Source organism: Caulobacter sp. GW821-FHT11E11, from assembly GCF_058808315.1.
Genome location: NZ_JBXARO010000003.1, coordinates 489,021 through 515,317 on the forward strand (window position 1 = coordinate 489,021; position 26,297 = coordinate 515,317).

At 67.7% G+C, this 26,297-nt stretch carries 29 protein-coding genes and 1 tRNA gene; 10 read left to right on the forward strand and 20 right to left on the reverse strand.

Going from position 1 to position 26,297, the window contains the following annotated elements; all coding sequences use genetic code 11:
* Positions 1–26 precede the first annotated feature (26 nt).
* The 11 genes from msrA to infC form a co-directional block, all read right to left on the reverse strand.
* On the reverse strand, positions 27–617 hold the full coding sequence (msrA, locus tag AC1RR5_RS09480; RefSeq protein WP_492921099.1) for a peptide-methionine (S)-S-oxide reductase MsrA: 591 nt from the start codon (positions 615–617) through the stop codon (positions 27–29).
* Positions 618–673: 56 nt separating this feature from the next.
* Complete coding sequence (locus tag AC1RR5_RS09485) at positions 674–958, reverse strand: ACT domain-containing protein (protein ID WP_492921100.1); 285 nt, start codon at positions 956–958, stop codon at positions 674–676.
* On the reverse strand, positions 943–1,239 hold the full coding sequence (locus tag AC1RR5_RS09490; protein ID WP_492082981.1) for a hypothetical protein: 297 nt from the start codon (positions 1,237–1,239) through the stop codon (positions 943–945). The genes AC1RR5_RS09485 and AC1RR5_RS09490 overlap by 16 nt, the downstream gene beginning before the upstream one ends.
* 122 nt (positions 1,240–1,361) lie before the next feature.
* Positions 1,362–1,514 (reverse strand): hypothetical protein, encoded by a 153-nt coding sequence (locus AC1RR5_RS09495; RefSeq protein ID WP_492082980.1) that lies wholly within the window; start codon positions 1,512–1,514, stop codon positions 1,362–1,364.
* A 276-nt stretch (positions 1,515–1,790) separates the two neighbouring features.
* Entirely contained in the window at positions 1,791–4,229 is a 2,439-nt protein-coding gene (gene pheT, locus AC1RR5_RS09500) for a phenylalanine--tRNA ligase subunit beta (RefSeq protein WP_492921102.1), read from the reverse strand.
* Positions 4,230–4,239: 10 nt separating this feature from the next.
* Positions 4,240–5,313 carry a phenylalanine--tRNA ligase subunit alpha gene (gene pheS / locus AC1RR5_RS09505; RefSeq protein WP_492921104.1) on the reverse strand — a complete coding sequence of 358 codons (1,074 nt, stop codon included), beginning with the start codon at positions 5,311–5,313 and terminating at the stop codon, positions 4,240–4,242.
* Positions 5,314–5,434: 121 nt separating this feature from the next.
* The gene (gene rplT, locus AC1RR5_RS09510) at positions 5,435–5,794 is read right to left on the reverse strand and encodes a 50S ribosomal protein L20 (RefSeq protein ID WP_099580311.1); all 360 of its coding nucleotides are present in this window, start codon (positions 5,792–5,794) and stop codon (positions 5,435–5,437) included.
* A 15-nt stretch (positions 5,795–5,809) separates the two neighbouring features.
* On the reverse strand, positions 5,810–6,010 hold the full coding sequence (gene rpmI / locus AC1RR5_RS09515) for a 50S ribosomal protein L35 (protein WP_018061454.1): 201 nt from the start codon (positions 6,008–6,010) through the stop codon (positions 5,810–5,812).
* Between the two features lie 123 nt (positions 6,011–6,133).
* Positions 6,134–7,324: an MFS transporter gene (locus AC1RR5_RS09520; RefSeq protein ID WP_492921105.1), complete on the reverse strand. Its 1,191-nt coding sequence runs from the start codon at positions 7,322–7,324 to the stop codon at positions 6,134–6,136.
* 51 nt (positions 7,325–7,375) lie between these two features.
* A complete protein-coding gene (locus AC1RR5_RS09525) occupies positions 7,376–9,310 on the reverse strand; it encodes an alpha/beta hydrolase family protein (RefSeq protein ID WP_492921107.1) in 1,935 nt (644 codons plus the stop codon).
* Between the two features lie 133 nt (positions 9,311–9,443).
* Positions 9,444–9,965: a translation initiation factor IF-3 gene (infC, locus tag AC1RR5_RS09530; RefSeq protein WP_492082975.1), complete on the reverse strand. Its 522-nt coding sequence runs from the start codon at positions 9,963–9,965 to the stop codon at positions 9,444–9,446.
* A gap of 250 nt (positions 9,966–10,215) precedes the next feature.
* On the opposite strand from infC, the gene AC1RR5_RS09535 reads away from it, so the two are divergent.
* Positions 10,216–10,815, forward strand: a complete 600-nt coding sequence (locus AC1RR5_RS09535; RefSeq protein ID WP_492921109.1) for a YitT family protein — start codon at positions 10,216–10,218, stop codon at positions 10,813–10,815.
* On the opposite strand, the gene AC1RR5_RS09540 is transcribed toward AC1RR5_RS09535, so the two are convergent.
* Positions 10,812–11,783 (reverse strand): glycosyltransferase family 9 protein, encoded by a 972-nt coding sequence (locus AC1RR5_RS09540; RefSeq protein WP_492921110.1) that lies wholly within the window; start codon positions 11,781–11,783, stop codon positions 10,812–10,814. The genes AC1RR5_RS09535 and AC1RR5_RS09540 overlap by 4 nt on opposite strands.
* On the reverse strand, positions 11,780–12,952 hold the full coding sequence (locus AC1RR5_RS09545; protein WP_492921111.1) for a glycosyltransferase family 4 protein: 1,173 nt from the start codon (positions 12,950–12,952) through the stop codon (positions 11,780–11,782). Before AC1RR5_RS09545 ends, AC1RR5_RS09540 begins: the two co-directional genes overlap by 4 nt.
* A gap of 56 nt (positions 12,953–13,008) precedes the next feature.
* Between AC1RR5_RS09545 and AC1RR5_RS09550 the strand changes: the two genes are divergently transcribed.
* Complete coding sequence (locus AC1RR5_RS09550) at positions 13,009–13,881, forward strand: alpha/beta fold hydrolase (RefSeq protein WP_492921112.1); 873 nt, start codon at positions 13,009–13,011, stop codon at positions 13,879–13,881.
* 4 nt (positions 13,882–13,885) lie between these two features.
* Here the strand turns inward: AC1RR5_RS09550 and AC1RR5_RS09555 are convergent, their stop codons facing one another.
* Both AC1RR5_RS09555 and AC1RR5_RS09560 read right to left on the reverse strand, forming a co-directional pair.
* A complete protein-coding gene (locus AC1RR5_RS09555) occupies positions 13,886–14,830 on the reverse strand; it encodes a class I SAM-dependent methyltransferase (protein WP_492921113.1) in 945 nt (314 codons plus the stop codon).
* Positions 14,831–14,940: 110 nt separating this feature from the next.
* Complete coding sequence (locus AC1RR5_RS09560) at positions 14,941–15,801, reverse strand: SDR family oxidoreductase (RefSeq protein WP_492921114.1); 861 nt, start codon at positions 15,799–15,801, stop codon at positions 14,941–14,943.
* A 149-nt stretch (positions 15,802–15,950) separates the two neighbouring features.
* On the opposite strand from AC1RR5_RS09560, the gene AC1RR5_RS09565 reads away from it, so the two are divergent.
* From AC1RR5_RS09565 to AC1RR5_RS09590, 6 genes are all read left to right on the forward strand, one after another.
* Positions 15,951–16,025, forward strand: a tRNA-Gly gene (locus AC1RR5_RS09565).
* Between the two features lie 99 nt (positions 16,026–16,124).
* A complete protein-coding gene (locus AC1RR5_RS09570) occupies positions 16,125–17,882 on the forward strand; it encodes a DUF885 domain-containing protein (protein WP_492921115.1) in 1,758 nt (585 codons plus the stop codon).
* A gap of 1 nt (position 17,883) precedes the next feature.
* Entirely contained in the window at positions 17,884–18,819 is a 936-nt protein-coding gene (locus tag AC1RR5_RS09575; protein WP_492921116.1) for a sugar kinase, read from the forward strand.
* Positions 18,820–18,837: 18 nt separating this feature from the next.
* Complete coding sequence (locus AC1RR5_RS09580) at positions 18,838–19,794, forward strand: hypothetical protein (protein WP_492921117.1); 957 nt, start codon at positions 18,838–18,840, stop codon at positions 19,792–19,794.
* 120 nt (positions 19,795–19,914) lie between these two features.
* Entirely contained in the window at positions 19,915–20,283 is a 369-nt protein-coding gene (locus AC1RR5_RS09585) for a helix-turn-helix domain-containing protein (RefSeq protein WP_492921119.1), read from the forward strand.
* Complete coding sequence (locus AC1RR5_RS09590; RefSeq protein WP_492921121.1) at positions 20,283–21,008, forward strand: DUF6456 domain-containing protein; 726 nt, start codon at positions 20,283–20,285, stop codon at positions 21,006–21,008. Before AC1RR5_RS09585 ends, AC1RR5_RS09590 begins: the two co-directional genes overlap by 1 nt.
* A 10-nt stretch (positions 21,009–21,018) precedes the next feature.
* On the opposite strand, the gene AC1RR5_RS09595 is transcribed toward AC1RR5_RS09590, so the two are convergent.
* Positions 21,019–21,768, reverse strand: coding sequence for a glucose 1-dehydrogenase (locus tag AC1RR5_RS09595; RefSeq protein WP_492921122.1), 750 nt, complete (start codon positions 21,766–21,768; stop codon positions 21,019–21,021).
* A 355-nt stretch (positions 21,769–22,123) separates the two neighbouring features.
* Here AC1RR5_RS09595 and AC1RR5_RS09600 point away from each other — a divergent pair, with 355 nt between their 5' ends.
* Together AC1RR5_RS09600 and AC1RR5_RS09605 are read left to right on the forward strand one after the other, a co-directional pair.
* Complete coding sequence (locus AC1RR5_RS09600; RefSeq protein WP_492921124.1) at positions 22,124–22,597, forward strand: GatB/YqeY domain-containing protein; 474 nt, start codon at positions 22,124–22,126, stop codon at positions 22,595–22,597.
* 530 nt (positions 22,598–23,127) lie between these two features.
* Entirely contained in the window at positions 23,128–24,012 is an 885-nt protein-coding gene (locus AC1RR5_RS09605) for a DUF8189 domain-containing protein (protein WP_492921126.1), read from the forward strand.
* Here AC1RR5_RS09605 and AC1RR5_RS09610 read toward each other — a convergent pair.
* The 4 genes from AC1RR5_RS09610 to AC1RR5_RS09625 all read right to left on the reverse strand — a co-directional run bounded on the left by AC1RR5_RS09610 (position 24,009) and on the right by AC1RR5_RS09625 (position 26,270).
* Positions 24,009–24,329 carry an ArsR/SmtB family transcription factor gene (locus tag AC1RR5_RS09610; protein ID WP_492921127.1) on the reverse strand — a complete coding sequence of 107 codons (321 nt, stop codon included), beginning with the start codon at positions 24,327–24,329 and terminating at the stop codon, positions 24,009–24,011. The two genes, AC1RR5_RS09605 and AC1RR5_RS09610, sit on opposite strands and share 4 nt — an antisense overlap.
* 83 nt (positions 24,330–24,412) lie before the next feature.
* Positions 24,413–24,862, reverse strand: coding sequence for a PA2169 family four-helix-bundle protein (locus AC1RR5_RS09615; protein ID WP_492921129.1), 450 nt, complete (start codon positions 24,860–24,862; stop codon positions 24,413–24,415).
* A 57-nt stretch (positions 24,863–24,919) separates the two neighbouring features.
* Positions 24,920–25,852, reverse strand: coding sequence for an oxygen-dependent tRNA uridine(34) hydroxylase TrhO (trhO, locus tag AC1RR5_RS09620; protein ID WP_492921131.1), 933 nt, complete (start codon positions 25,850–25,852; stop codon positions 24,920–24,922).
* Positions 25,845–26,270, reverse strand: coding sequence for a SufE family protein (locus AC1RR5_RS09625; protein WP_492921132.1), 426 nt, complete (start codon positions 26,268–26,270; stop codon positions 25,845–25,847). Before AC1RR5_RS09625 ends, trhO begins: the two co-directional genes overlap by 8 nt.
* Between the last annotated feature and the right edge of the window lie 27 nt (positions 26,271–26,297).

Consider the following 26,297-nt stretch of genomic DNA (forward strand, 5'->3'; position numbering starts at 1 on the left):
CGAAGTCTAGGCAGGGTTGAAGGGGCTCAACCGCCCCACACCTGTTTCAGGCGCGCGTCACGCCCGCAGCCGGTGCGATAGGCGAAGTAGTTCAGCTTGTTCCGCTTGGCGTAGTCGCGGTGATAGGCCTCGGCCGGGTAGAAGGTCTGCAGCGGCAGGATGTCGGTCTTCATCGTGCCGGACTTCAGGCGCTTGGCGGCCTCGGTGCGGGACTTCTCGGCGATCGGGCGCTGGGCCGGCGTGACGAAGACGGCCGGGCGATAGGACGGCCCGCGGTCGCAGAACTGGCCGCCGTCGTCGGTCGGGTCGACCAGCTTCCAGTAGCGATACAGCAGGAAGCCGTAGTCCAGCTTGGCCGGGTCATAGGTGACGCGCACCGACTCGTAGTGGCCCGAGGTCTCGCTAGTGACGTCGCGATAGGTCGGGTTCTTCAGGTGGCCGCCGGTATAGCCGCTCTCGACCTTGATGACGCCCGGCACGCCCTGCATGTCGTGCTCCATGCACCAGAAGCAGCCGCCGGCGAACACGGCGCTTTCGGTCTTCAGCGTAGCGGCGGCCGAGGCGCTGACCCCGGTCAGGGCGAACAGGGTGGCGAGTAAGGCGAGCAGGCGGCGCATCGAGGTCTCTCCAGAAAGCGGACTCGGACTCAGATACGCACGGAAACGGACGAAGGTTACAGCCGCCAGCCGAAACCCACGCCACGCACGCTGGGACAGGCGGCCAGGCGCGAGGCCAGGACCTCGGCCCGGGCGTCGCCCTGGTCGTCGATCTCGAGCCTAATGGTCAGGTGCTGACCCTCGGGAGCGGCGGACAGGGCGCGCAGGCGAGCCTGCTGCACCGAGGCCACGCCCAGCACCCGCATCAGGGCGTCAGGCGTGTCTTCGGCGGTGACGAGGAAGAGACGGCGTTTCTCTTCCTCGGGTTTGGCTGCGTCTACGAGGCTCACGGTCGGAACCATTGATGCTCGACCGAGGCCGAATTGACGCCGGGCCAGGCGGCCAGGTCACGGGCCAGCAGGCGGGCGGCCTGGTCGCCCAGGTGGCGCACCTTCAGCGAGGCTTCGACGATCTGGCCGACCGGCTTCATCGTCAGGCCGCACAGTTCGGCGCCGCTGTCGGCGAGGCCTTGGCGGACGGCTTCCAGCGCGCTGGGAGCGTCCTGGGCGGCCAGCAACAGCTGGTGGACGGTGACGCCTTCCTGGTCGCTATGGAAGGAGGGTGGGGAGGGCAGGTAGCTCATTGGAGTGGTCCCTTGCATGAGAGGCTTGGAGGACCGGAGGAGCGCGCAACAAAAAACCCCGCTCGTGGGAGCGGGGCTTTTGGAGATCTTGCGATCCTTCGGCTTTGGTTTTGGTAGGGTTCCTACCGCTGCTTGCGCCGATTTTGCCCCGTCCGAATGGGAACGGTTTTAATCTGGGTGTTAATCATATTCCACATCGCCACGGCGCACGACATCGCAGCCACGGCGGCAAGGCCGGTGGTCGCAAAGGCGGCGAAGGCGAAGGTCGATTGCATGTGGAAGCAATGAATCCAGTTAGCGCCACTTACAGGTAGCGTGGCGTTTGGGATTGCGCAAGGTCTTGCCTGTGCGAAGGGCGATCGGTCGCGGGGGAGGGCGGTTTTGCCTCACCGAGGGCGGGGCGCCTGAAAACTCAGCACTGGTCCCCACCTGACCTCGCTCCGCGAGGTCGTCCGCCCCCGGAGGGGGCAGAAGGATCCGTCTTCCCCCTCCGGGGGAGGAGCGCCGAAGGCGCGAGGGGGCAAGTGATCAACCTGCCCCCTCGCCTAGTCTTAAGACCGCAGCTTGCCGCCAGCCTTCTCGGCAGCCGCCACGACCTTCGCCGACAGCGCGCCGATCTCGGCGTCCGTCAGCGTGGCCTCGCGCGGCTGCACCACGACCTCGATAGCGACCGACTTGAAGCCGTCCGGCACGCCGGGGCCTTCGTAGACGTCGAACACGCGCGCGGCGGTGATCAGGGCCTTGTCGGCGCCGATGGCGGCCTTCACCAGGTCGCCGGCCGGCTTGGCCTTCTCGACGACGAAGGCGAAGTCGCGGGTCAGCGGCATCAGGGCCGACGGCGAGAACGCCGGACGGGTCTTGATCGACTTCTTCTTCGGCTCGGGGATCGCCTCCAGGGTGATCTCGAAGCCATAGACCGGGCCGGCCACGTCCAGGGCCTTCAGCACCGCCGGGTGGATCTCGCCGAACTCGGCCATCACCGCCTTGGGGCCCAGCTGCAGGCGCGCCGAGCGACCCGGATGCCACCAGGACGAGGCCGAGCCTTGGGCGGTCTGCAGCGACGCCACCGGCGCGCCCAGCTCTTCCAGCAGGGCCAGCAGGTCGGCCTTGACGGTGAAGACGTCGCCTTGCGCCGCCTTGTCCCAGCCGCGCGGGGCCTTGGGGACCAGGATCGCCGCGACAACGGTGCGCTGGTCGTTCGGACGCTCACCGTGGAAGGTCGGGCCGATCTCGAACAGGGCCGCGTCAGGGAAGCCCTGGCGCGCATTGCGGCCGGCCGCCTCGATCAGGTTGGGCAGCAGCGACGGGCGCATGCAGTCCAGTTCCGAGGCGATCGGATTGGCCAGCAGCAGTTCCGGCTGCCCGCCACCGAACAGCTCGGCGGTCTTGTGGTGCGTGAAGCTGAAGGTCACCGCTTCGGCGTAGCCGGCGGCCGCCAGGGCGCGACGGGCCGTGCGGCCTCGCGCCTGCTTGGCCGTCAGGATGCCGCCGACCGCGCGCGGCACTTCCGGCAGCGGCGTCGAGGGCAGGGCGCCGTAGCCGGCGATGCGCGCGACTTCTTCGACCAGGTCGGCCTTGCCTTCCACGTCGCGGCGGAAGGTCGGCGGGGTCACGCAGACGGCGGCCTCGGCATGGGTCGCGAACTCGGTCGGCGAGACGTCCTTGGGGGCGTCCAGCTTGAAGCCCAGGTCCGTGAGGATCTTGAGCGACTTCTGCGGCTCGATCTCCAGGCCCGACAGCTGGCCGACATAGGCCGGGTCGAACAGGATCGGCTTGGGCGCGGGCAGGACCTCGCCCACGAACACGACTTCCGACGGCTCGCCGCCGCACAGTTCCAGGATCAGCTTGGTCGCCAGCTCGATGCCGGGGACCAGCGACCCGGTGTCGACCGTGCGGGCGAAGCGGTACTGGGCGTCGCTGGCGATGCCGGTGGCGCGGCCGGTCTGGGCCGTGCGGATCGGGTCGAACCAGGCGCTCTCGACGAAGACGTCGGTGGTGTCGTCCGAGCAGCCGGTGCTCTCGCCGCCCATCACGCCGCCCAGGCCGATCGGACGCTCGCCCGAGGCGTCGGCGATAACCGACATTTCCGGGGTCAGCTCGTAGGTCTTGCCGTCCAGGGCGATCAGGTGCTCGTCGCCATTGACGCCATGGCGGCCCAGGCGCGTCGAGATCACCGTCCCCGACAGCTTGGCGACGTCATAGACGTGCAGCGGGCGAGCGCGGTCGTAGGTGATCAGGTTGGTGATATCCACCAGGGTGCTGATCGGGCGCAGGCCGATGGCGACCAGGCGGTCGGCCAGCCATTTGGGCGAGGGACCGTTCTTGACGCCGCGGATGTAACGGCCAGCGAAGGCCGGGCAGGCCTCGCCATCGACCGTGACGGTGATCGGGCTCTGGAACGTGCCCGGGATCGGCGCGATCGAGACGTCCTTCAGCTTGCCCACGCCGGCGGCGGCCAGGTCGCGGGCGATGCCCACGACGCCCAGCCAGTCGGGACGGTTGGGGGTCACTTCGAAGTCGATGACGGCTTCCAGGCCCAGGGCGTCGACGGCCGAGGTTCCGACCGGCAGGGCGTCGGGCAGCTCCATGATGCCGTCGCTCTCAGTGGCGTATTCCAGCTCGGCGGCCGAGCAGAGCATGCCGTTCGAGACGACGCCGCGCACCGGCTTCTCGACCAGGGTCACGTCCAGGCCGGGCACATAGGCGCCGATCGGGGCGTAGATGGTGGTCAAGCCCGGACGGGCGTTCGGCGCGCCGCAGACGATCTCCTTGCGGCCGTCGACGGTGTCGACCTGGCAGACCTGGAGACGGTCGGCATTGGGGTGGCGGGCGGCCTCGACGATCTTGCAGACCGTGAACGGCGCCAGCTTGGTCGCCGGATCGATGACGTGCTCGACCTCGAGCCCGGCCATGGTCATGGCCGCGACGATCTCGGGGACGGTGGCGGTGGTCTCAAGGTGATCCTTGAGCCAGGAGAGGGTGAATTTCATCGTTCTGGTCTCAGCTCAGGCCCGAGGCGGCGTTCGGCGCGGCGAAGGCGCTGAAGCCGTAGTGCGACAGCCAGCGGACGTCCGACGACCACATGTCGCGCAGGTCCGGCATGCCATATTTCAGCATGCCCAGGCGATCGACGCCCATGCCGAAGGCGAAGCCCTGGTACTCGTCAGGATCAATGCCGCAGGCGCGCAGCACGTTCGGGTGAACCATGCCGCAGCCCAGGATCTCGAGCCACGACGTGCCCTGGCCGATCTTGATCTCGCCGCCCGAGCGGTCGCACTGCACGTCCATCTCGGCCGACGGCTCGGTGAATGGGAAGTGGTGCGGGCGGAACTGGGTGGTGACCGCGTCGGTCTCGAAGAACCGCGCGAGGAAGGTCTCCAGGGTCCACTTCAGGTGGCCCATGTGGATGCCCTTGTCGATCACCAGGCCCTCGACCTGGTGGAACACCGGCGTGTGGGTGGCGTCGTTGTCCACGCGATAGGTGCGGCCCGGCGCGATGATGCGGATCGGCGGCTTCTGCGACACCATCGTCCGGACTTGGACCGGGCTGGTGTGCGTACGCAGCAGCATGCGTTCACCCGTCTCCTTCGTGTTGAAGAAGAAGGTGTCGTGCATCTCGCGGGCCGGGTGCTTCTCGGGGAAGTTCAGGGCCGTGAAGTTGTGGAAGTCGTCCTCGATGTCGGGACCTTCGGCGACGGCGAAGCCCATCTCGGCGAAGATGGAGATCATCTCGTCCATGGTCTGCATGGTCGGGTGGACGCTGCCCTTGCGACGGTGCGGGGCGGGCAGGGACAGGTCCAGCGTCTCGCTGGCCAGGCGCGCGTCAAGCTCGGCGGCTTCCAGGCCAGCCTTCTTGTCGGCGATGGCCGTGGCGACCTTGTCGCGGAGAGCGTTGATGGCCGCGCCGCGGTCCTTGCGCTCCTCGGGGCTCATCGCGCCCAGGGTCTTGAGCAGGCCCGAGATGGAGCCGGTCTTGCCGACGGCGGCCACGCGGACGGCGTCGAGCGCTTGGAGGTCCGCAGCGCCGGCCACCTGGGCCAGGACGTCGGATTCGAGAGTGTTGAGATCGGTCATGACGGGCATCCGTCTAGGCGGTTTTGGGAACGGTTGGAACCGGATAACGCGCAGCAAAAAGCCCTCCGGTTCGCACCGGAGGGCTTTTCAGGATCGAATGAGTTCGAAAACTCAGATGTCCTTAGGCGGCCAGGGCGGTGCGGACCTTGTCAGCAATAGCCTTGAAAGCAGCCGGGTCGTTACCCGCGATGTCGGCGAGAACCTTACGGTCGATCACCACACCCGCCACGTCCAGGCCGTGGATAAATTGCGAGTAGGTGAAGCCCTCGATGCGAGCGCCGGCGTTGATGCGTTGGATCCACAGCGAGCGGAAGGCGCGCTTGCGCACCTTGCGGTCACGGTACGCGTATTGACCGGCCTTATCGACGGCGGCCTTGGCGGTGCGGATGGTGTTCTTGCGGCGGCCGTAGAAGCCTTTCGCCTGTTCAAGAACCTTCTTGTGCTTGGCGTGGGCGGTGACGCCACGTTTGACGCGAGCCATGTGTCAGCGCTCCTCTTAAAGGCCGTAGGGCAGGTACGAACGGATGGTCTTGGCGTCAGCCTCGCTCATCACCTTCGTTCCGCGGTTTTGGCGGATGTACTTGCCGTTGTGGCCGATCAGACGGTGGCGCTTGCCGGCGACGCCGGCTTTCAGCTTACCCGTGGCCGTGATCTTGAAGCGCTTCTTAGCGCCCGACTTGGTCTTCAACTTAGGCATTTCGCGTCGGAGCTTTCGCCCCGTCCTCTGGGATAGCAAGACGAACCGCCATGGCATGCCAATTGGCCAGGCGGTTCCGGAAAGGCGGGGTTACTACAGGAGAGACTCAGGCATGGCAAGCATTTAGGCCGCCGCTTTCGTCCGATGCACGATCGTCATGGCGAAGAAGATGGCCGGGATCATCAGGGCCGAACCGAACCAGTAGGGGCCGCCGATGGCGATGCCGAACAGCGGACCGGCCAGCAGGGGACCGCCGATGCGGGCCAGCGAGCCGGCGGCCATGTTCAGGCCCAGCATCTGGCCCTGGCGGTCGGGCGGGCTGGCCCGCGAGATCAGGGCGGCCACGCACGGGAAGACCAGCGACTGGCCAAAGGCCGTGCAGGCCACCGCCACGACAGCCACCGGCGGGCTGGGGATGAACGGCGTGATCAAGAGGGTCAGGGCGATGATCGCCAGGCCCGTCGTCAGCACGCGCCCCTCGCCGAATCGCCTGGCCAGGCGTCCGGTCAGCAGGCCCTGGCCCAGCGAGGCGATGACCCCGATGATCGCGAAGCACGCGGCCACCTGGCTCGCGCCCCAGCCGAAGCGGACATCGGCATAGAGGCCGAACACCGCCTCCATCCCGGCGAAGGCGGCGGTCGAGATCAGGGTGACCAGCAGCACCCGCGACAGAACCGGATGGGCGGCCGCGGCGGCCAGGGCCTCGCGGCGGTTGGGCTGGATCGCGCCCGGCGTGGACGGCGCGCGGCTCTCGGCGACGAACAGCACCACGCCCAGGGCGGCGGTCCCGGCCATGGCGGCGGCCAGGAACAGCGGCAGCTGGTAGCCCAGGTGGCCCGCGCCCGGATGGATGACCATGACGAGGGCCGGGCCGATCACGAAGCCGGCTCCGAAGGCCGCGCCCAGCAGGCCCATGCGGCCGGCGCGCTTTTCGGGCGGGGTGACGTCGGCCATGTAGCCCTGGATCGTCGAGATGTTGCCGCTGCCGAAACCCCCGACCAGGCGCACGGCCATGGCGATCCAGATGTTCGGCGCGAAGGCCAGGGCGATATAGGCCAGGGTGTTGGCGATGATGGTGACGATCAGCACCGGCCGCCGGCCGATGCGGTCCGACAGCCGGCCCCAGAACGGCTCGCCGAAGAACTGCCCCAGGCTGTAGGCGGCGAACATGGTCGTCACCTGCCACGGGGCGGCGTTCATCGATTTGGCGTAGAAGGGCAGCAGCGGGATGACCACGCCAAAGCCCACCAGGTTGATGAAGACAACCAGGAGCAGGACGACCAGGGCGCGAGCGCTGTGGGCGGGTTCGGACATCAGGACGCGCGGTTTACGCCTGAACGCCCAGGTTGGCGACCCGCGCGGCGATCAGTTCGGCGGATTGTTCTTCTCCAGGAAGGCGACCACGGCGCTCAGCATCTGCTGGCGGGTGGCTTCGCGCGACAGCCAGTGGTCCTCGGCCGCCAGGGTGACGAACTCGACCGGCTTGCCGGCGCGTTCCAGGGCGCGGCGCATGTCGGTGCTCTGGTCGAAGGGCACGACGGTGTCGTCCTTGCCGTGGATCAGCAGCACCGGACCGTCGGCGTTCTCGGCGTGGCGCGCCGGCGAGCGCGCCGCCAGCTTGTCGTCCGAGGCCGAGGCGACGGCGAAGTAGCGCTTGTAGTCGCGGACGATCGGCTGCTCCTCGCCGTAGCGGCTGGTGTACCAGTCCAGCATCTTGCGGGTGTCGCCGATGCCCGAGATCGAGGCCGCGCAGCGATAGACGCCCTTGTCCAGGGTGATGCCGGCCAGGGCCGCATAGCCGCCATAGCTGGCGCCGACGATGCAGACGCGTTTGGGATCGATCAGGCCCTGCTTGGCCAGGGCCCGCACGCCGTCCGACAGGTCGGTCTGCATCTTGCCGCCCCACTCGCCGTCGCTGGCGCGGACGAAGTCCTCGCCATAGCCGGTGGAGCCGCGGAAGTTGGGTTGCAGCACCGCGTAGCCGCGCGAGGCCAGGGCCTGGGCCCACCAGTCGAACCCGGCCGAGTCACGGGCGCGCGGACCGCCGTGCGGCAGCACCACCAGCGGCAGGCCCTTGGCCGCGCGGCCTTGCGGCAGGGTCAGATAGCCGTGGATCGAGAGGCCGTCGGCGGCGGGATAGGTCACGGTCCGCACTTCGGCGACGTCCGCGCCGGTCAGGCTCGGCAGGGCCGAGCCCACCTTCTGCAGTTTCTGGGCCGCCAGGTTCAGCAGGTAGTAGCCGCCGGGCTCGCCCGTGCCTTCGACATAGAAGACGATCTTCGAACAGTCGTCGCTGGCGGACTGCAGGGTCAGCTGGCGGCCCGGAAACACGCCGGCGATCGTCGACCAGGCGGCTGCCATGCGAGGCTCGAAGAACTCGTACTGCTGGAAGCCGACTTCACGGACAACGCCGATGATGCGCTGGCTGTTGTCGGTGATCGTCCTGAAGGGCTCGGTCGGGCCGTAGAACGCGCCCATCTTGCCCGTCTCCAGCGAGATCGGCGCGAAGCGATAGGCCTTGGTCGCGTCGTCCCACAGCTTGAGCACGACCGACTTCTCGTCCAGCGACAGGCCCAGCAGGCCGGGGCGATCCAGGGGCGCGGTGACGACATAGGCGTCGGTCCAGCCACCCTTGCGCAGCTCCAGCGACCAGCGGGAATTCTCGCGGTGGAAGCGGGTGCGCGCCACCACCGTGCCGTCGGCCTTGGCCAGATAGCTGTTGGTGTCGATGTCGCCCATCTGGTGCATGGACGCGATGCCGGTATCGGGATCGATGCGGTAGAGGTCGTAGCGACCGCGCTGGATCGACTTGGCCTCCTCGCCGGCATACAGCGCGGCCAGGATCGCAGGCTTGCCGCCGATCACGGCGCCGGTCGGGTTGTCCTGCAGGATGTTGGTGATGGTCTCGTAGCCCTTGGTCGGGATCTGAACCGAGGCGCCCGTCTTGATGTTCACGCTGGTCGCCTGAAACATCTCGCCGACATAGGTCATGTACTCGATGGAGTCGGTGCGGGAGACCTCCACCAGCACGTGGACCGGGTCGGGCCAGCTGACGCCGCGCACCTTGGCCTTGCCGAAATCGATGCTCTGGGCCGCGCCGCCATCCAGGGGCTGGATCACCACCCGCGCGCTTCCGGCGTCGTGAACGATGTAGGCCAGATTGGCGCCGTCGCTCGAGATCTCGACATCCGACAACGCCGGCAGGCGGCCATAGGCCTGCAGGCTGCCGGCCGTGGCCGTCGAGATGGAAGCCGTCAGCGCGGCCGTCGCCAAGCCGGCGGCCAGAATGGTCTTGAACATGGAATCCCCCAGAACTGCGGCCAAGCTACCAGAGGGTGTGTAGCTGTCGAGCGCTCGCCGGGGCGTTTAGCCCAAAACAAAACGCCCCGGCGCGAGGGCCGGGGCGTTTCGATGTCTACCGGTGATCGGGAGCCTAGCGCGGGGCCAGGATCATGATCATCTGACGGCCTTCCATGCGCGGCTCGTACTCGACCTTGGCGACTTCGTCGAAGTCGGCCTTGACCTTGAGCAGCAGCTTCATGCCCAGTTCCGGGTGCGCCATTTCACGACCGCGGAAGCGCAGGGTGACCTTCACCTTGTCGCCTTCCTCGAAGAAGCGAGTCATGGCTTTCGCCTTCACTTCATAGTCGTGGATGTCGATGTTCGGGCGGAGCTTGATCTCCTTGAGCTCGACGACCTTCTGCCGCTTGCGCGCCTCGTTCTTCTTTTTCTGCTCCTGGAACTTGAACTTGCCGTAGTCCAGGATCTTGCAGACAGGCGGATTGGCGTTCGGAACGATTTCCACCAGGTCCATGCCAGCTTCTTCCGCCGCTTCGAGCGCGGAGGAGGTCGGCATCTCGCCTTGCTTCTCGCCGTTCTGGTCGATCAGCAGGACGCGCGGGACGCGGATGTCTTCGTTGATACGCGGTCCGTCTTTAACGGGCGGCGTTTGCATAGGACGGCGAATAGGGGCGGCTCCGGGGCTGTTAATGGAAAGAGTAGTTGAGGGTACAGTTGAACGCATGCGCGCCGCGCTGGGCGCGCCGCGAGAAAGTGATATATGACGCGCCGGCCGCCGCGTATCAAGCGAAGGCGGACAAAGAGACGCCGCGCAGGTCCAGTTTTTTCTGATCTAGCGCGTGATGGGATGGAAACGGCGGGACAGGGACGAGTTTCCTCTGACCAAGACGCTTGTTCCGACCTTCATGACCCAGCATCGCCACACCGCCCTGGAGGACGTCCACGCCCTCCTGATCGGCTCCAGTTTCATCGCCGTGGGGCTGACCCTGTTGAAGGCCGCGGGCCTGGTCACCGGCGGCGTGGCCGGGGTGGCGCTGATCATCTCCTACCTGACGGATTGGCCGGTGGGCGTGACGTTCTTCGTCCTGAACCTGCCGTTCTACGTCCTGGCTCAGCGGACCCTGGGCTGGACCTTCACCGGCAAGACCCTGGCGACCAACCTGCTGCTGGCGGGCTTGGCCTGGGGCATGCCCTATTGGCTGAAGGTCGAACGCGTCGACCCGATCTTCTCGGCGGTGTTCGGCGGCACCATCATCGGCATGGGCATTCTTGCCCTCGCGCGCCACCGCTCCAGCGTCGGCGGCACGGGCGTGCTGGCCCTCTGGCTGCAGGAACGGCGCGGGATCAGCGCCGGCAAGGTGCAGATGACCGCCGACTGCCTGGTCATCGCCGCGGCCTTCTTCACGATCAGCTTCGACAAGCTCTTGCTGTCCATCGCCAGCGCCGTGGCGCTGAGCGCGGTGATCATCGCTAATCACAAGCCTGGGCGGTACGCCGGCTATTAATGCGGCAGCAGCGCCATCGCCGCGCTGGCGACCGTGCTGACGGGCAACGCCTGCAGGTCCGGCGAGCGGATCACGGCCACGTGGCCGCGCGGGCCGCACAGGTCGGGGTCCGAGGCGTCGGAGAACAACACGATGGTCGGCGCGCCGGCGGCGGCCAGCAGGTGCGTGGGGCCGGTGTCGTTGCCGACTGCCAGGGCGGCCTTGGCGCCCAGTACGGCCAATTGGGCGAAGTCGGTGCGGCCGGTCAGGTCGCGGGCGCCGCCGACGGCCTTCTGGATGTGGCGCGCCATGGCGCTTTCCTGCGGGCCGCCGATGATCACGATGTCGAGGCCGCGCGCCTTTAGCAGCGAACCCAGCTGGGCGTAGTACTCGACGGGCCAGCGCTTTTCGGGCCGGTGGGCCGAGCCGCCGGGCACGAACAGGACATAGGGCTTGGGCGTGGCGGCGCCGGCGACGGGGCGCGGCTCCTTGTGCTTGCGCAGGATCCACGACAGGTCCGGCGGCGGGGCGCTGCCCGGCTCGGTCGGGGCGTCGGGCCAGATGCCGGCGGCGCGCAGCTGGTCGGCCTGGCGCTCCAGGGTGTGCATGCGCTGGCGGGCCTTGCCCTTTTGCGGCAGCTGGGCGCCGACGGCGATGCCGTTCCACTGCGGCGGAAAGGGACGCAGCGCCTGGAAGTACCAGTTGGTGCGGCTGTTGGTCTGCAGGTCGTAGACCCGGTCGTAGCGCGCCTTGCGGATGCGGCCGATCATGGCCAGCGTCTCGCCCACGTCGCCGGGGCGGCCGTCGGTCTCGACGGTGTTGAAATAGGGGCTGAGCTTGGCCAGGCCCTCGAAGGGCGCGGTGGTCAGCAGGGTGATCTTGGCCTTGGGATGCGCCTCGCGGATCTTCTTCATTGCGGCGAGCGCCAGGACGAAGTCGCCCAGGGCGCCCAGCTTGATCACCAGGACCTTCTTGATCTCCTTGCTCAAGCCGAACGCTCCAAACCCAATACGCGTGCATAAACCTTGAGGGTGGCTTCGCACATAGCGTCCACTGAATACAACCGCCGCGCACGTGTCCTCGCGGCCAGGCCCATGGTCTGGCGGCCGGCGGCCCCGACTTCGCAGGCGTGCAGCAGGGCGTCGGCCCAGGCCTGCGCGTCGCCCGGCTTGACCAGCCAGCCCGTTTCGCCGGGCGCGACCGTCTCGCGCGTGGCCCCGTGGTCCGAGGCCAGGACCGGGCGGCCCATCACCTGCGGCTCGACGGCGGTGCGGCCGAAGGCTTCCGGTTCGAGCGAAGGCGCGATGGCCAGATCGGCCAGCAGATAGGCGGCCGGCATGTCGTCGCAGTGGCCGACCAGCTTAACCGCGTCCTGCAGGCCGGCGGCGGCGATGGCGGCCTCAAGCTCGGCGCGATAGCCCTTGCGGCCCTGGTCGTCGCCGACCAGCAGCAGGAGGATGCGGTTCTCGCCGCGGTCCTTCAGGACCTTCATGGCCTCGATCAGCAGGCCCTGACCCTTCCAGCGGGTCAGGCGACCGGCCAGTAGCACCTTCAGCCGGCGTTCGCCCTCCGCCACGCCCCAGGTCGCGCGCAGCTTCTCGACGCGGTCGCAGCCGACGACGCCGGGCTCGAAGCGCGAAAGGTCGACGCCACGCGGGATGGCCACGACCTTTTCGGGCGCGATGCCATGTTCCTTGATCACGTGCTGGCGGGTGTATTCGGAATTGGCGATGACCAGGTCGCCCTTGGTCATCACCGCATTGTACCAGCGCTTCAGTTCTGACTTGGCGTTGTAGACCCCGTGGTAGGTGGCGACGAACGGCACCTTGGTGGCGTGCGCGGCCCACAGGGCGCTGAAGGCGGGGGCGCGCGAGCGGGCGTGGACCAAGCTGACCTTCTCGCGCCGGATCAGGTCGATCAGCCGCGCGGCGTTGCCCAGCATGACCAGCGGGTTCTTGGACTGGGCCGGCATCTGGGCCAGGCGGCCCCCGTCGGCCTCCAGGCGCGCGGCCATGCGACCGCCCTTGGTTGCGACCAAGGCCTTGCCGCCTTGCGCCACCACGGCATGGGCGACATCAATCGTCGTTTGCTCCGCCCCGCCCGTTTCAAGCTCGGGTGTGACTTGCAGCAAGGTGAAATCGGCGGGTAGGTCGGGCACGCGACTCTCGGCGAAAACGAGCGGATTTTAGTTAGCGAAAGGATCGAGGCGACGCCATGACCGAATCCCGAGGTGCTCTAGCGAGCAAAGACGGCTCGAAGATCGCCTTTCGCCGCGTGGAGGGCGAAGGGCCAACGGTTGTGTGGCTGGGTGGTTTCCATTCCGACATGACGGGGACCAAGGCCGAGGTCCTGGCCGAGCAGGCCAAGGCGACCGGCGGCAGCTACATCCGCTTCGACTATTTCGGCCACGGCGAGTCGGATGGTCAGTTCAAAGACGGAACCATCAGCCGCTGGCGCGCGGACGCTCTGACGGTGATCGATGAGCTCACCACGGGGCCGCTGGTGCTGGTCGGCTCGTCCATGGGCGGCTGGCTGTCGTGCCTGGCGGCGATCGCCCGTCCGGACCGCGTGAAGGCCATGGTGCTGATCGCGCCCGCGCCGGACTTCACCGAGAAGCTGATGGAGCCCGACCTCTCGGCCGAGGCCAAGGCGGCCATCGCCCGCGACGGCTTCTGGATCCGGCCTTCGGAGTATGACGACGGCGGCTATGCGATCACCCGCGAACTGCTGGACGACGGGGCGCGGTGGTCGATCCTGCCGGGACCCGTGCCGATCGACGTCCCGGTACGGGTGCTGCAAGGCGGCGCCGACCCCGACGTGCCGTGGACACACGCGCTGGAATTGGCCAACGCCCTGAAGTCCGACAACGTCGTCTTCACCCTGATCAAGGACGGTGACCACCGGCTGTCGCGTCCCCAGGACCTGGAGCGCCTGGTCGCCGCCGTCGTCGAGGTCAAGGGGCTGGCTGAGCCGGAAGAGGGCGACTTGGTGAGCCGCCGCCTGGCGCGGGCGGCGCGGCTTCGCAATGCGGCGGGGCTGGACGCGGTGGGGATCACGCCGAGGGCGCCGGCGATCGACGACGAGTAGCGATTCAGCGGCCGGAGATCGCGTCCGCCAGGTTCCGCAGCTGGCCGCTAATCGCGCGGCGAAGGCGATCGCTCGCCGAATTCGGCGCCGTGTCCTCCAGCGGCAGTCCGTAAGGATATTCGACGTCCGGGGAGGGCGCTTGGCCGTTCAGGGGCTTTCTGGCGATGGCAAGGTTGACCCAGGTCGCGTCCATTAGTGCGAAGGCCCTGACCGGTTCAGCCTCGCGTTCCGTCGGCGTCAGCCCGTTCACCAGGTGACACCGCTTGATATCGACGAAGCCCTTCTCCGCCAGCAGCCAGGTCATGTAGTCGGCCGTGAGGGGGCTTTCGAGCGTCCCATAGGCGGCCATTTCCGCCTTCCAGGCCGTCTCCTGCTCGACATTTCCGGGGATCCAGTTTGAATCGCCCAGGATGACGATCTGGCCTCCTGGGCGCAGGGAGTTCAGCGTTTTTTCCAGCGCCGCGTGTTCGTCGACGACATGATGGAAGCTCTCGAAATAGATCACCGCGTCGGCGGAGCCCGGCTCCAGCCGGGCCTCTTCCATCGTCGACGCCTGCCAGGTCACGCGACGGTGGAAGTGCTCGTTGCCGCGAAGCCTGAGGTGCTCGCGCACCCGCTTGCGGGCCGCGCGGATCATCTCCGGGGAGGGCTCGACGCAATCGACGCGGTACCACAGCGAAGCCAGGATTTCGGTCGCCCAGCCCGCGCCGGAACCCACCTCGATGATCTTGGCGCCCGGCGGCAGGTTCAGCGCTTGCAGCGCGCTGAGCAGCTGGAGCATCGCGGTGAAGTAGCTGGGATGGCCGGGTCGCCAATCCAGCGGCTTTTCGACAAGGCCGCGTAGAGCATGGGACGGCAGATTGGCGACGTAGCTGATCGCCGCCTCCGTGAAGGCCGCATAGTCATCGTGGGCGTTCGCGTGGAAGCGTTTCGGGCCGGCATAACTCAAGGCGACCTCCCTCGTACTACTTGTGTCGAGGTCGCCATGCCCACCCCCTCAGCCATCGAGGTGAAATCAAAAGTTGAGTCTCTGGGCAAGCGGTCTTTTTGGCGCGAGCGTCAACCACCCGCCTTCAGTATCGCCGCCAGGCCTTCGCGATAGGTCGGATGCGCGGGGCGCCACCCAAGCTCGGCCTTGGCCCGCGCGTTCGAGACGCGTTTGTTCTCGGCGTAGAAGCGGCGGGTGGCTGGGGACATGCCCAGTTCGTTGAAGGGCAGGTCCGGGGGGACCGGGACGCCCAGCAGGTGGGCGGCGTGTTCCATGACGTCTTGCGGCGGGGCCGGTGCGTCGTCGACCAGGTTGTAGATCCCGCCGGCGCGCGGGCGGTCCAGCGAGGCCGAGAGGCCCGTGACGATGTCGTCGAGGTGGATGCGGCTGAACACCTGGCCCGGCTTGACGATGCGGCGGCCTTCGCCGGCGCGCAGGCGGTCCAGGGCGCTGCGGCCGGGGCCATAGATGCCCGGCAGGCGGAAGGTGGTGACCGTCAGGCCCATGCCGCGTCCGACCTGGCGCCAGTCGCGCTCGGCGCCGACGCGGCGCGCGCCTTCGACCGACTGCGCCTTGAGCGGGGAAGTCTCGAACACCCAGCGGCCGTCGAAGTCGCCATAGACCCCGGTCGTGGACAGGTAGCCGATCCAGTCGGGGAAGGCCTGCGCCTGCGCCAGGGCGGGGATCAGCGATTCCAGGGCCGGGCAGCCGTCGGGGCCGGGCGGGGCGGTGACCAGGATGGCGTTCACGCCGGTGAGGGCGGCGGCCATGGCGTCTCGGTGGTCTGGATCGGCCGGCGTGATTCCCTGGGCGCGCAGCCGATCGGCCTGGTCTTCATCCCGCGCCGTGGCGGCGATTTCCCAACCGCGTGCTCGCAAGGCGCGTGAAAACGCCGCGCCGACATAGCCCAGACCGAACACAAACAGACGCAACGCCTAGAACTCCGCCCCCGGAAAACCTGCCCAGATCAAGCCTCCGAAAAAACCCTCTCCGCAACCCCTCAAAGGGCGCTTGCCAAGCGCGAAGGCCTCTGCCATAAGCCGCCTCCTCGTCGCGGGGCGCTCTTCCGAGCCCCTCCGATGCGGGCGTAGCTCAGTGGTAGAGCACAACCTTGCCAAGGTTGGGGTCGAGAGTTCGAATCTCTTCGCCCGCTCCATTCTCGAAAATCTTCCGAACATTTAGACGAACGTGGCGGCCCTGATCGGGTCGGCGATTCGCATGTCCCTGCGCGTCGGCTTGGCCTAAGCTGGACCGCATGACTCGCATCGCATCTTGCGTGGCCGGCGCCTGTCTCGCCGCGCTGACGGTCTCGGCCGCCTGGGCCGGTCCCGCGTCCGTCAACCTGACCAATCTGGTCATCCGCTACGAGGCCCTGGGCGATCCGGGTGAGGATCCCGATTCCGGCGGCTCGAGCGACGCGCGCTGGAAGCTGCCCGACGTCACGCCGGCCGCCGACGCCGACCGCACCGCCAAGCTGAAGCAGATCCGGACCGAGCTTAAAGGCATGGGTGACAAGGGCCTGTCCGAGGACGAGCGCCTGACCCGCGACCTGCTGCTGTTCAGCCTGGGCGACCGGATCGATGCGGCGGCTTTCGACGAGGCCCGCATGCCGTTCAGCAGCGATGGCGGCTTCGACGTGATGATGCTGTACCGGGCCAGTGGCACGACCCTGCGCAATGTCGAAGAGGCGCGGCGCTGGATCGCCCTGCTGAACGGCATGCCCGGCTGGTACGCGACCAATATCGACAACGCCCGACGCGGCGTGGCCAGCGGCTTTGTCCAGGCCGTCCCGACCGCCCAGGCGGTGCTGGAGCGGGCCCAGCGCGCGGCCGCCACGCCGCTGTCCGAGGATCCGCTGCTGGCCCCGCTGCGGTCGCTGCCGGCCGAGGTCCCGAACCGCGCGGCCTTGATCGCCGAGGGCGAGGCGGCGCTGACCGACAAGGTCGCTCCGGCCCGCGCCAGCTTCGTCAAGTTCATGACCGAGGACTACGTCCCGCACGCGGCCAGGAGCCTGGCAGCCTCGGACCTGCCGGACGGCAAGCGCTACTACGCCTTCCTGGCCCATCGCCATACGACCACCGACCTGACGCCCGACCAGATCCACGACATCGGCCAGGCGGAGGTCGCTCGCATCCGCGCCCGCATGCAGGAGGCGATGAAGGTCGCCGGCTTCCAGGGCGACCTGACGGCCTTCATCGCCATGCTGCGCCAGGATCCACGCTTCTACGCGACCAGCCGCCAGCAGCTGCTGGAGAAGTCCAGCGAGATCGCCAAGCGCGCCGACGACCAGCTGCCGGCCCATTTCGGCGTCCTGCCGCGCCTGACCTATGGCGTGCGGCCGGTGCCGGCCAGCATCGAGAAGGGCTACACCACCGGCCGCTACTTCGGTGGTGATCCCAAGGCCGGCCGGGCCGGCGGGCTGATGATCAACACTTCGGAACTGGACCAGCGGCCGCTGTACGAGCTGCCGGCCCTGGTGCTGCACGAGGGCGCGCCGGGCCACCACATCCAGACCTCCCTGGCCCAGGAACAGGTCGGCGCGCCCGAGTTCCGCAGAAATCTTTACTTCACGGCCTATGGCGAGGGCTGGGGCCTGTATTCGGAGTGGTTGGGCGAGGAGATGGGGATCTATCGCGATCCTTATGAGCTGTTCGGCCGGCTGTCCTACGAGATGTGGCGCGCCTGCCGCCTGGTGGCCGACACCGGCATGCACTGGAAAGGCTGGAGCCTGGACCAGGCCCGCGCCTGCTTCACGGACAACACCGCCTTGTCGCCGGTAAACATCGAGGTCGAGCTCAAGCGCTATGTCTCCTGGCCCGGCCAGGCCCTGGCCTACAAGATCGGCGAGCTGAAGCTCTTGGAGCTGCGCCGGAAGGCCGAGAAGAAGCTGGGCGACCGCTTCGACGAGCGCGGCTTCCACGATGCGGTGCTGCTGCACGGCTCGCTGCCGCTGTCGGTCCTGGAGACCCGCATCGACGCCTGGATCGCCCAGCAAAACAAGAAGAAGGGCTGACATGGCCAAGATCACCGTCCTCGGCGAATGCATGGTCGAGCTGTCGCCGGAAGCTGCCCCTGAAGTAGGAATGGGCGGCGGCGCGCCCCTGTACCGAATGGGCTATGCCGGCGACACCTTCAACACGGCGATCTACATGGCCCGGCTGGGTGATCAGGTCGCCTACTGTACGGCGCTGGGGCAGGGGGATCCCTTCAGCGAGGGCGTGCTGTCGACCATGCGTCGCGAGGCCATGGACACCCGCCTGGTCCGCCAGGTCGAGAACCGCTTGCCGGGCCTCTACGCCATCGTCTTGGACGATCACGGCGAGCGGAAGTTCCACTACTGGCGCGAGCGGGCCCCGATCCGCGACCTGTTCTCGGCCCACACCGCCGACCAACTGATCGAGGCGGCCAAGGCCAGTGACCTCGTCTATCTGTCGGGCGTGACCCTGGCGGTGATCGGCGACATTGGCCGGGCGCGCCTGAAGGACATCCTCGCCTACGTCCACTCGCTGGGCATCGCGGTGGCGCTGGACTTCAACTACCGCCCGGCCCTCTGGCCCAGCGCCGAAGCCGCCCGCGCCGCCTTGGACGGGGTCGTGCCGTCATGCCGCTACATCTCGCTGAGCAGCGAGGACAGCCGCCCGCTCTACGACCGCGAGGCCGAGGACCTGGCCGGCGAATGGGCCAAGGCCGGCGCCGAGGTGGTGGCGCGCGACGAGAGCCATTGCGTCAACGTCCATCGCCCCGACGGCCGGACGACCACGCCGGCGCCCGGCCGCGTGAAGGCGGTCGACACCACGGGGGCGGGGGACAGCTTCAACGCCGCCTACCTGTCGTCGCGCCTGGCCGGGAAACCCATTTCGGAGGCGGTTGCGCGGGCCCACGCCCTGGCTGCGTTGGTGGTCTCGCACCGAGGCGCTATCTTGCCCCATGACGTCGCCCTCGACGCCTAGTTCCCTTCGTGTACGCGTATGACCCTGCTCAAGCCGCCCGAGCCCCTCGGCGCGGGCCGCCTCCAGGCCGCCCTCACGCGGCGCTTCCTCACGCCCGTCCTGGCCGAGCTGGAGGCCGCATTCCTGGATCTGCGGGTCGGGACCGATCGGGTGCTGGGGGACGAGGCCGCGGCGCGTCGCGATAAGCCCTATCCCTACGGCTACTGCCTGGAGATCACCCTGGACGTGTTCGCTCGCCTGAGGGCCTGGAGCGACATGGCCGGCTCGCCGGGGGCGCGGGCGCTCAAGGCCTTCTTCAAGGGCGGTGGTGAGGCCCGTCTCGTCTGGGGCGCGCTGCGTGGACGCTACTTCCAGAACGCCATGCGGCTGGGCACGCTGTATGTCGACGTCGCCAACGACTCCGTCGATCGCCGCAAGTCCAAGATCGAGATCCTGCCGATGGAGGACTCGGGCCTGGAGCTGATCCGCGACGCGGCCCACTTCGCCGCCATCGCCGAGCCCTATTGGGGCGTTCGCGCCTATGCCAACACCGCCTTGCCCGCGTTGGCGCCGCTGTTTCCCATCATCCTGGTCGATCCCGAGGAGCGCGTACTGCTGCAGTCGCGGGCCGCCTACATGATGCGCCTGTTCGGTTCTGACGGTTTCCACCGATCCGAGCGCTGGCTTGGAGAGGGGCCGCTCCCGCCGTCGCATATCGTCGAGAAGCTGCGCGCCGCGAGCCCCGGGGATATCCGAGCGGCCAATCCCGTCTTCGGAACGGCGGCCTCGGTCGAGGCCTGTCGCCGGCTCCGCGCGTCAGGTGTCCGGATCGACGCGGCTTGGGCCGAGCGGATGGGGCGGCTATTCGACCGCGTGCCGTCCTTCCGGATCCTGCAGCCTCGGCGCTCGCCGCCGAATCTCCTGAGGGGCGCTATCGCCGACTTGGCGCGCACCAATGCTCGTCCGGGCGCGGGTGCTTCGCGGGTCGCGGCCTAGAAAAATCAATGCCTTATCCTCGGGAAGCTTGAGTGCAATAGGAATATCTTCCTCTGTTTGGGAAAATAAACCTATAGTCGTATCTGTCGATCGCACTCGCGGTCGGGAGGAGAGGACTCCATGCTGGTTCAAGCCCTTGAGGATATCTGGGCGATCACGCCCGATCCCCGTCGCGACCGCCTGACGGTCGGCTTCGTCACCCATCTCGTGTCCCTGGCCACCGGGGTGCCGGCGGCCGAGATCTCGACGCCGAGGCGGGCGTCGATCGCCGCTGTCCGCGCGCGGCAGCTGGCCATCTACCTGACCCACATCACCTTCCACTGGTCGCTGGCGCGGGTGGCCTTCGCGTTCGGACGCGATCGCACCACCTGCGGCCACGCCTGTCGCAAGATCGAGGACCTGCGCGAGGACGCCGCCTTCGACCGTCGCCTGGCCGAGCTGGAAGCCTGCCTGCGCCAGGCGCCGGCCCATGCCGAGGGGATGCCGTGATGGGCGTCGGCGAAGTCTTCGAGGCGGAGCTGGAGGCCCGGCGACTGGCCGAGAGGGCCATGCGGCTGCTGTCGCGTCCCGGGGCGGTGGTCGAGGCGCAGGGCCTGGGCTACGGCGTGCGGCTGGGCGCCAGCCGGCGGCGCAGCGTGATGCTGACCCTGGACGAGGCCGCCTTCCAGGTCTTGGCGCGGGAGGCGACCCTGAAGGTCCGTCCGCAGGGCGGGTGGTCAATGGCGGCGCGATCGGAGCCCGCTCTTCCTCCGCCCGGACGGCCCGGGGTGATCGAAGCGGAAGTCGAAACCGCCGAAGGCAAGGTCCGCCGCAATCTCGGGGAGTCGCCGATCGCCTGGCTGGCTCGTCGCCGTGACGGGGAGGGCCAGCCGTGGCTGACGCCGGTCGAGGCCGCAGCGGGCGAACGGCTGCGCGAGGAATTCGAGAGCCTGGGAACCCAGGGCCGCACCACCATGCGCTGGGACCTGACACCACGCGTATCAGGCGGACGCCCAGGTCTGGCCCCGGCCGAGCGCGACCACGCCGCGCGTGAGCGGATCGCCAGGGCATTGGCGGCGGTGGGGCCGGGCCTGCGCGAGATCCTGGAACGGGTCTGCTTGCTGGGCTCGGCGCTGGAGACGGCCGAGCGGTCGCTGAAGCTGCCGCGCCGGGCGGGCAAGACGGTCCTGAAACTCGCCTTGCAGCGCCTGGCGCAGCATTATCGGATGGCCTGAGGCCTGGTCGTTAGCGGTTGCCGCCGGCCACGGCGATGATCTCGCCGGTGATCCAGAAGCTGTCCGGCGAGGCCAGGAAGGTCGCCACCGGCGCGATGTCCGACGGCTGACCCAGGCGGCCCAGCGGGGTCTGGGCGATCATCTGTGTCTCGAGGTCGCTGCCGATGATGCCCACGGTGTGGGTGCCTTCGGTCTCGACCGCGCCGGGCGAGATGGCGTTGACGCGGATCTTGCGCGAGCCCAGCTCCTTGGCCAGGACGCGGGTGATCGAGTCCACGGCGGCCTTGGTGCCCGTGTAGACCGAGGCGGTCGGGATATCGACCGTGGTCGCCGCCGAGCTGATGTTGATCACGCTGCCGCCGTCGGCGCCGAAGCGCTTGGCCGCTTCCTGCGTGGCCAGCAGCAGGCCCAGGACATTGATGTTGAACTGGCGGTGGAAGTGCTCCTCGGTGACGTCTTCCAGTGCGGCGAACTCGTAAACGCCAGCGTTGTTGACCAGGATGTCGACGCCGCCGAACGCCTTATCGGTCTCTTCGAACAGGCGGGTAACGTCGGCGCTCTTGGCCACGTCGCCCTGGACGGCGATAGCCTTGCCGCCGGCGGCGGTGATCTCGGCCACGACCTTGTCGGCGCCGTCGCGGCTGGAAGCGTAGTTGACGGCGACGGCCGCGCCCTCGGCGGCCAGGGCCTTGGCGATAGCGGCCCCGATGCCCTTCGAGGCGCCGGTCACGACAGCGGTCTTACCCGTAAGCTTGCTCATGATCTCTCTCCGTTCGGCCTAGTGGCCGGTCGCCTTCATCGGCGATCGCTTCGACATTTAGATAATCATCGAAGTGATTCAATGAGCGGGGGAGAGAGATTTTTTGCGGTCGTTGCGCGGAAATGCATAAGCGCGTGCTTTCCGGCGCGACCGCGTCGCGCAAGGAGGCTGGCAGCGAAATACGTTCAGCCATGCGCCCCTGCCTTGTCCTGCCTATATAAGATCGTTGCGCTTACGGGTGCGGGGACTTAGCCCGGATAATTCCTCGTGACTTGCGCCTCGCCCGTGCTCTTGAAGAGCTGCGGTCACCCCCACTACAGCACGACCGAATAGAATGAACTGAAAGGACGACGACATGGCTTTGCTCGACGAGCTCAAAGCTGACCAACTCGCGGCGCGCAAGCTGAGCGACCGTCTGAAGGCTGACGTGCTCACCACATTGATCGGCGAAGCGACGCAGATCACGACCGAAGAATTCAAGCGCGGCGTGACGGAGGTCACGGACGAAAAGGTTGTCGCGACCGTCGCGAAGTTCTTGAAGAACACCAAGCTGACGCTGGAAAACCTCGCGACTGAACGCGCGCGCCTGATCGAAGCCGGTGGCGATGCGTCGAAGGTGGACGAGCGCACCAAGGCGGCTGAAACCGAACTGGTGATCCTGTCCTCGTATGGCCCCAAGCAGATGACGGAATCGGAACTGCGCGAAGCCATCGACGACTTCCGGGCCAAGAACCCCGGCGCTAACGTCGGGGCGATCATGGCCCATCTGAAGACGAGCTTCGGCGGTCAGTATGACGGCAAGGCGGCCAGCGCGCTGGCCAAGGCTTAGATCGAGGGCGCCCGTTCGAAGCAGCGAACGGGCGGTTTGAAGCGCGGCGGCACGTACAGGGCCACCTCGTCGTAGCTGCTGGCGGGTTCCCAAACGTCGCCCACGCGTCGCCAGACGCGGAAGTCGCTTCCTGGTCCCAGGCGTCATGGGACCAGGCGCACGAGGTTGACCTGAACAGCGCGTATCGATCGCCCGGTAGGAACGTGACACGGGAGTACTGGAAGCGCGTGAATTCCAGACTCGGGCCGTCGTTGTACTTGTTGACCTTGGGGATCCGCGCCTTGTCCAGGGCCGCGATGAAGCGGCACTCCCGGGCGATGTGATCCTTGGTCTCGGGCGGATCGTGCAGGACGGCGAGCGTCGCCAGGCCGCTGGCGAGGACGACGAACAGGCTCGCCAATCCCAACACGCGCCACTGCATCAAGACCTCCGTGCGATGCGGTAAACTCTCCGGCTGTAGCAAGAAATGGTTACGCGGTTGAGTTGCGATTGCCTCTACGCTTTCGAAAGAAACGCTGGGAGGCATTGCGATGACCGACACCCTGTATGTGCTTCATCAAGGCTATGGAAACGACGGCGCGCTGTGGTGCGCCACCTGGGACGGCGCGACCTGGGCGGACAAGGCGCTCGGCGCCGGCATCACCGGTGGGCCGGCGGTGGCGGTGTACAACGGCGTGGTTCACGTGTTCCGGCGGGGCACGGGCGACAATGCGAATACCCTGATGCACATGACCTACGCGAACGGCAGGTGGTCAGCCGACCAGTCGTTGGGCGCGGGCCTGTCGCACAACCCGGCCGCCGTCGTCTACGGCGGCAAGCTCTGGGTCTTCCACCAGGACAGCGGCAATTCCGGCAAGCTGTTCCACATGACCTATGACGGGACGAGCTGGTCGGGCGACACCCAGATCCCGCTCGGCATGTCGTACAGCCCCAGCGCCACGGTCTATGGCGGCAAGCTGTATCTGTTCCACAGCGGTTATGACTCGCGCGGCCCGGAGCACTCCGATCGGTCGATCTGGTATTCGGCCTATGACGGGACGAGCTGGGGCAAGGACACCGTTGTCGTGCCGAGCATGGGTGTCGGGGCCATCGCGGGAAGCCCGTCCGTCACCGTCAGCGGCAACGATCTTTTCCTGTTCTTCTGCCGCAGCAGTGACGAGGGGAAGATGTCCTGCTGGCGCGGCAGTCCGGCCTATCCCGAAAGCTGGTTCAAGACCTACACGTTGCCGTGCGGGATGTCGGAGAGCCCCGCCGCGGTCACGTTCAAGGGCTCGGTCTATACGTTCCACCAGGGTTACCACGACGATGGCTCGCTCTGGTACATCCGCTGGCAGGGCAGCGACCGCTGGGACAACGACGTCATCTGTCCGCCATTGATCTCGGACACGCCCGGCGTGGCGGTATTGTCGGTCTAGATCTCGGCGAGCTGGGCCAGATAGGCGCTGAGCACGTCGCGTTGCAGCACCAGGAAGGCGAACTTGCCCTGGCGGCAGATCTTGATCAGGCCGGCCGTCTCCAGCTCCTTCATGTGGTGCGAGAGGGTGGCGGCGGTCACCGGCACGTGCTGGGCCATCGCGCCGCACGGGAAGGGCTCGCTGGCCGCGCCGACCTCCTTGAGAATCTGGCGACGACGCGGGTCGGCCAGGGCCTTGGCGATCAGGTTCACCTGGCGCTCGTCGAGGACGATAGGGGTGTCCAGCACGATGTGGGCTGCGTCTTCCATGGCCTTCATATGCGGTGCGGCGGGGCCGGACGCAAATATGCGAAAAGGGCGGGACCGTCCGGACCCGCCCTTCGAAGCGTTCAGGCTGAAGGTTAGTGCTTCAGCGAGAGCTTGAGGTCGCGCATCTGGTCGTGGCCGGACTTCACCGAGGTCCAGGCCTTTTCGATCGCCGCGCGGGTCTGGGCGTCGACGTCGGTGTCCTGCAGGGCTTTCTCGTACTTGGCCTTGATGTGGTCCTCGCCAGCCTCGACCTCGGTGACGACGGCTTCGTCGCCCTTGGTGATCGAGTCCTTCAGGTTCAGGAACACGCGGTGGGCGGCGGCCAGGATGGTGCCGTCGTCCTTGGGCTCGCCACCCAGGCGGCGGACCTCGTCCTGCAGTTCCGAGGCGACCGAGCGGCGCTCCTGGGCGCGGCGTTCGAACAGCTCGCGATAGCGCGAGGCGTCGGCGTCCTTGGCGGCTTCAGCGTAGCCGTCGGCGCTGTCGATCGTGGTTTCGACCAGGCCGTTGACGAGCTTGATGTGGTCTTCGTTCGTATGCATCGCGGGGCTCCACGCTAGGTAGGGGAGCCGGGTCAACGCGGGGCGACCGCGAACGGTTCAGCCGATCTTGACCGGCGGTGTCGCGCCCACGTGATCGATGCCCAGGGTCTGGCAGTGCAGGGCCTGGCGGTGGCGTTCGGCGGCGCGGGCCTTCTGGTCGTCCGACCGCTGATCATCGCAGGCGGGGCAGGAGACGCCCTCGACATACAGCTTTGAGGTCTGGGCCTCCGGACTGACCGGCATGCGGCAGCCTCGGCACAGGACGTGGGTTCCTTGCGACAGGCCGTGACCGACCGCGACGCGCTCGTCGAACACGAAGCACTCGCCGCGCCACAGGCTTTCCGGCTCGGGCACCTGCTCCAGATAGTCGAGGATGCCGCCCTGCAGGTGGAAGACGTCCTCGACGCCCTCGGCCTTGAGGAAGGCGGTCGACTTCTCGCAGCGGATGCCGCCGGTGCAGTACATGGCGATCTTCTTCGGCGGCGCGTCCAGGCCCTGGCGCCAGTCGCGGAACCAGGCGGGGAAGTCCGAGAAGCTGGCTGTCCGGGGATCGATCGCGCCCTCGAAGGCGCCGACGGCGACCTCGTAGTCGTTGCGGGTGTCGATCACCACCACGTCGGGATCGCTGATCAGGGCGTTCCAGTCGGTGGGCGCGACATAGGTCCCGGCGTCGGTGGGGTCGAGGTCCGGCTCGCCCAGGGTGACGATCTCTTTCTTGAGGCGGACCTTCATCCGATAGAACGGCATGCGCTCGGCCCAGGCGGTCTTGGGCGCCAGGCCTTCGCAGCCGGGCAGGGCGCGGATGTGGGCCAGCACCGCCTCGATGGCGGCGTCCTCGCCGGCGATTGTGCCGTTGATGCCTTCGGGGGCCAGCAGCAGGGTGCCCTTGACGCCCAGGCCGCAGCACAGCGCGGCCAGCGGGCCCTGGATCGCCGCCGGGTCCGGAAACCGCGTGAAGCGGTACAGCGCGGCGACGCGGATGTCAGGCAAGGCGAACCTGCGCGTCGTGCTGGATGCGGGCGACCATCGACTTCAGGCCATTGGAGCGTTGCGAGGACAGCGCGCCGGACAGGCCCAGCTTGTCCATCGCGCCCTTGGCGTCGAAGGTGGCGATGTCGGCGGGCGTCCGGCCCGAATAGAGGCGCAGCATGATGGCCACCAGGCCGCTGACGATGTGGGCGTCGCTGTCGCCGCGGAACTTCAGCGTCCCGTCGGCTTGCGGCTGGGTGACCAGCCACACCTGGCTGGCGCAGCCGCGCACCTTGTTCTCTTCCGAGCGCTCGGCGTCGGTGAGAGGTTCGAGCTCCTTGCCCAGCTCGATCACGTAGCGATAGCGCTCCTCCCAGTCGCCGAGGAGCTCGAACTCTTCGGCGAGGTCGTTGAGGGCGGTGTCGATCGGGCTGGTCATGGCGGGCCAATTAGGGGCCTCGTCCCT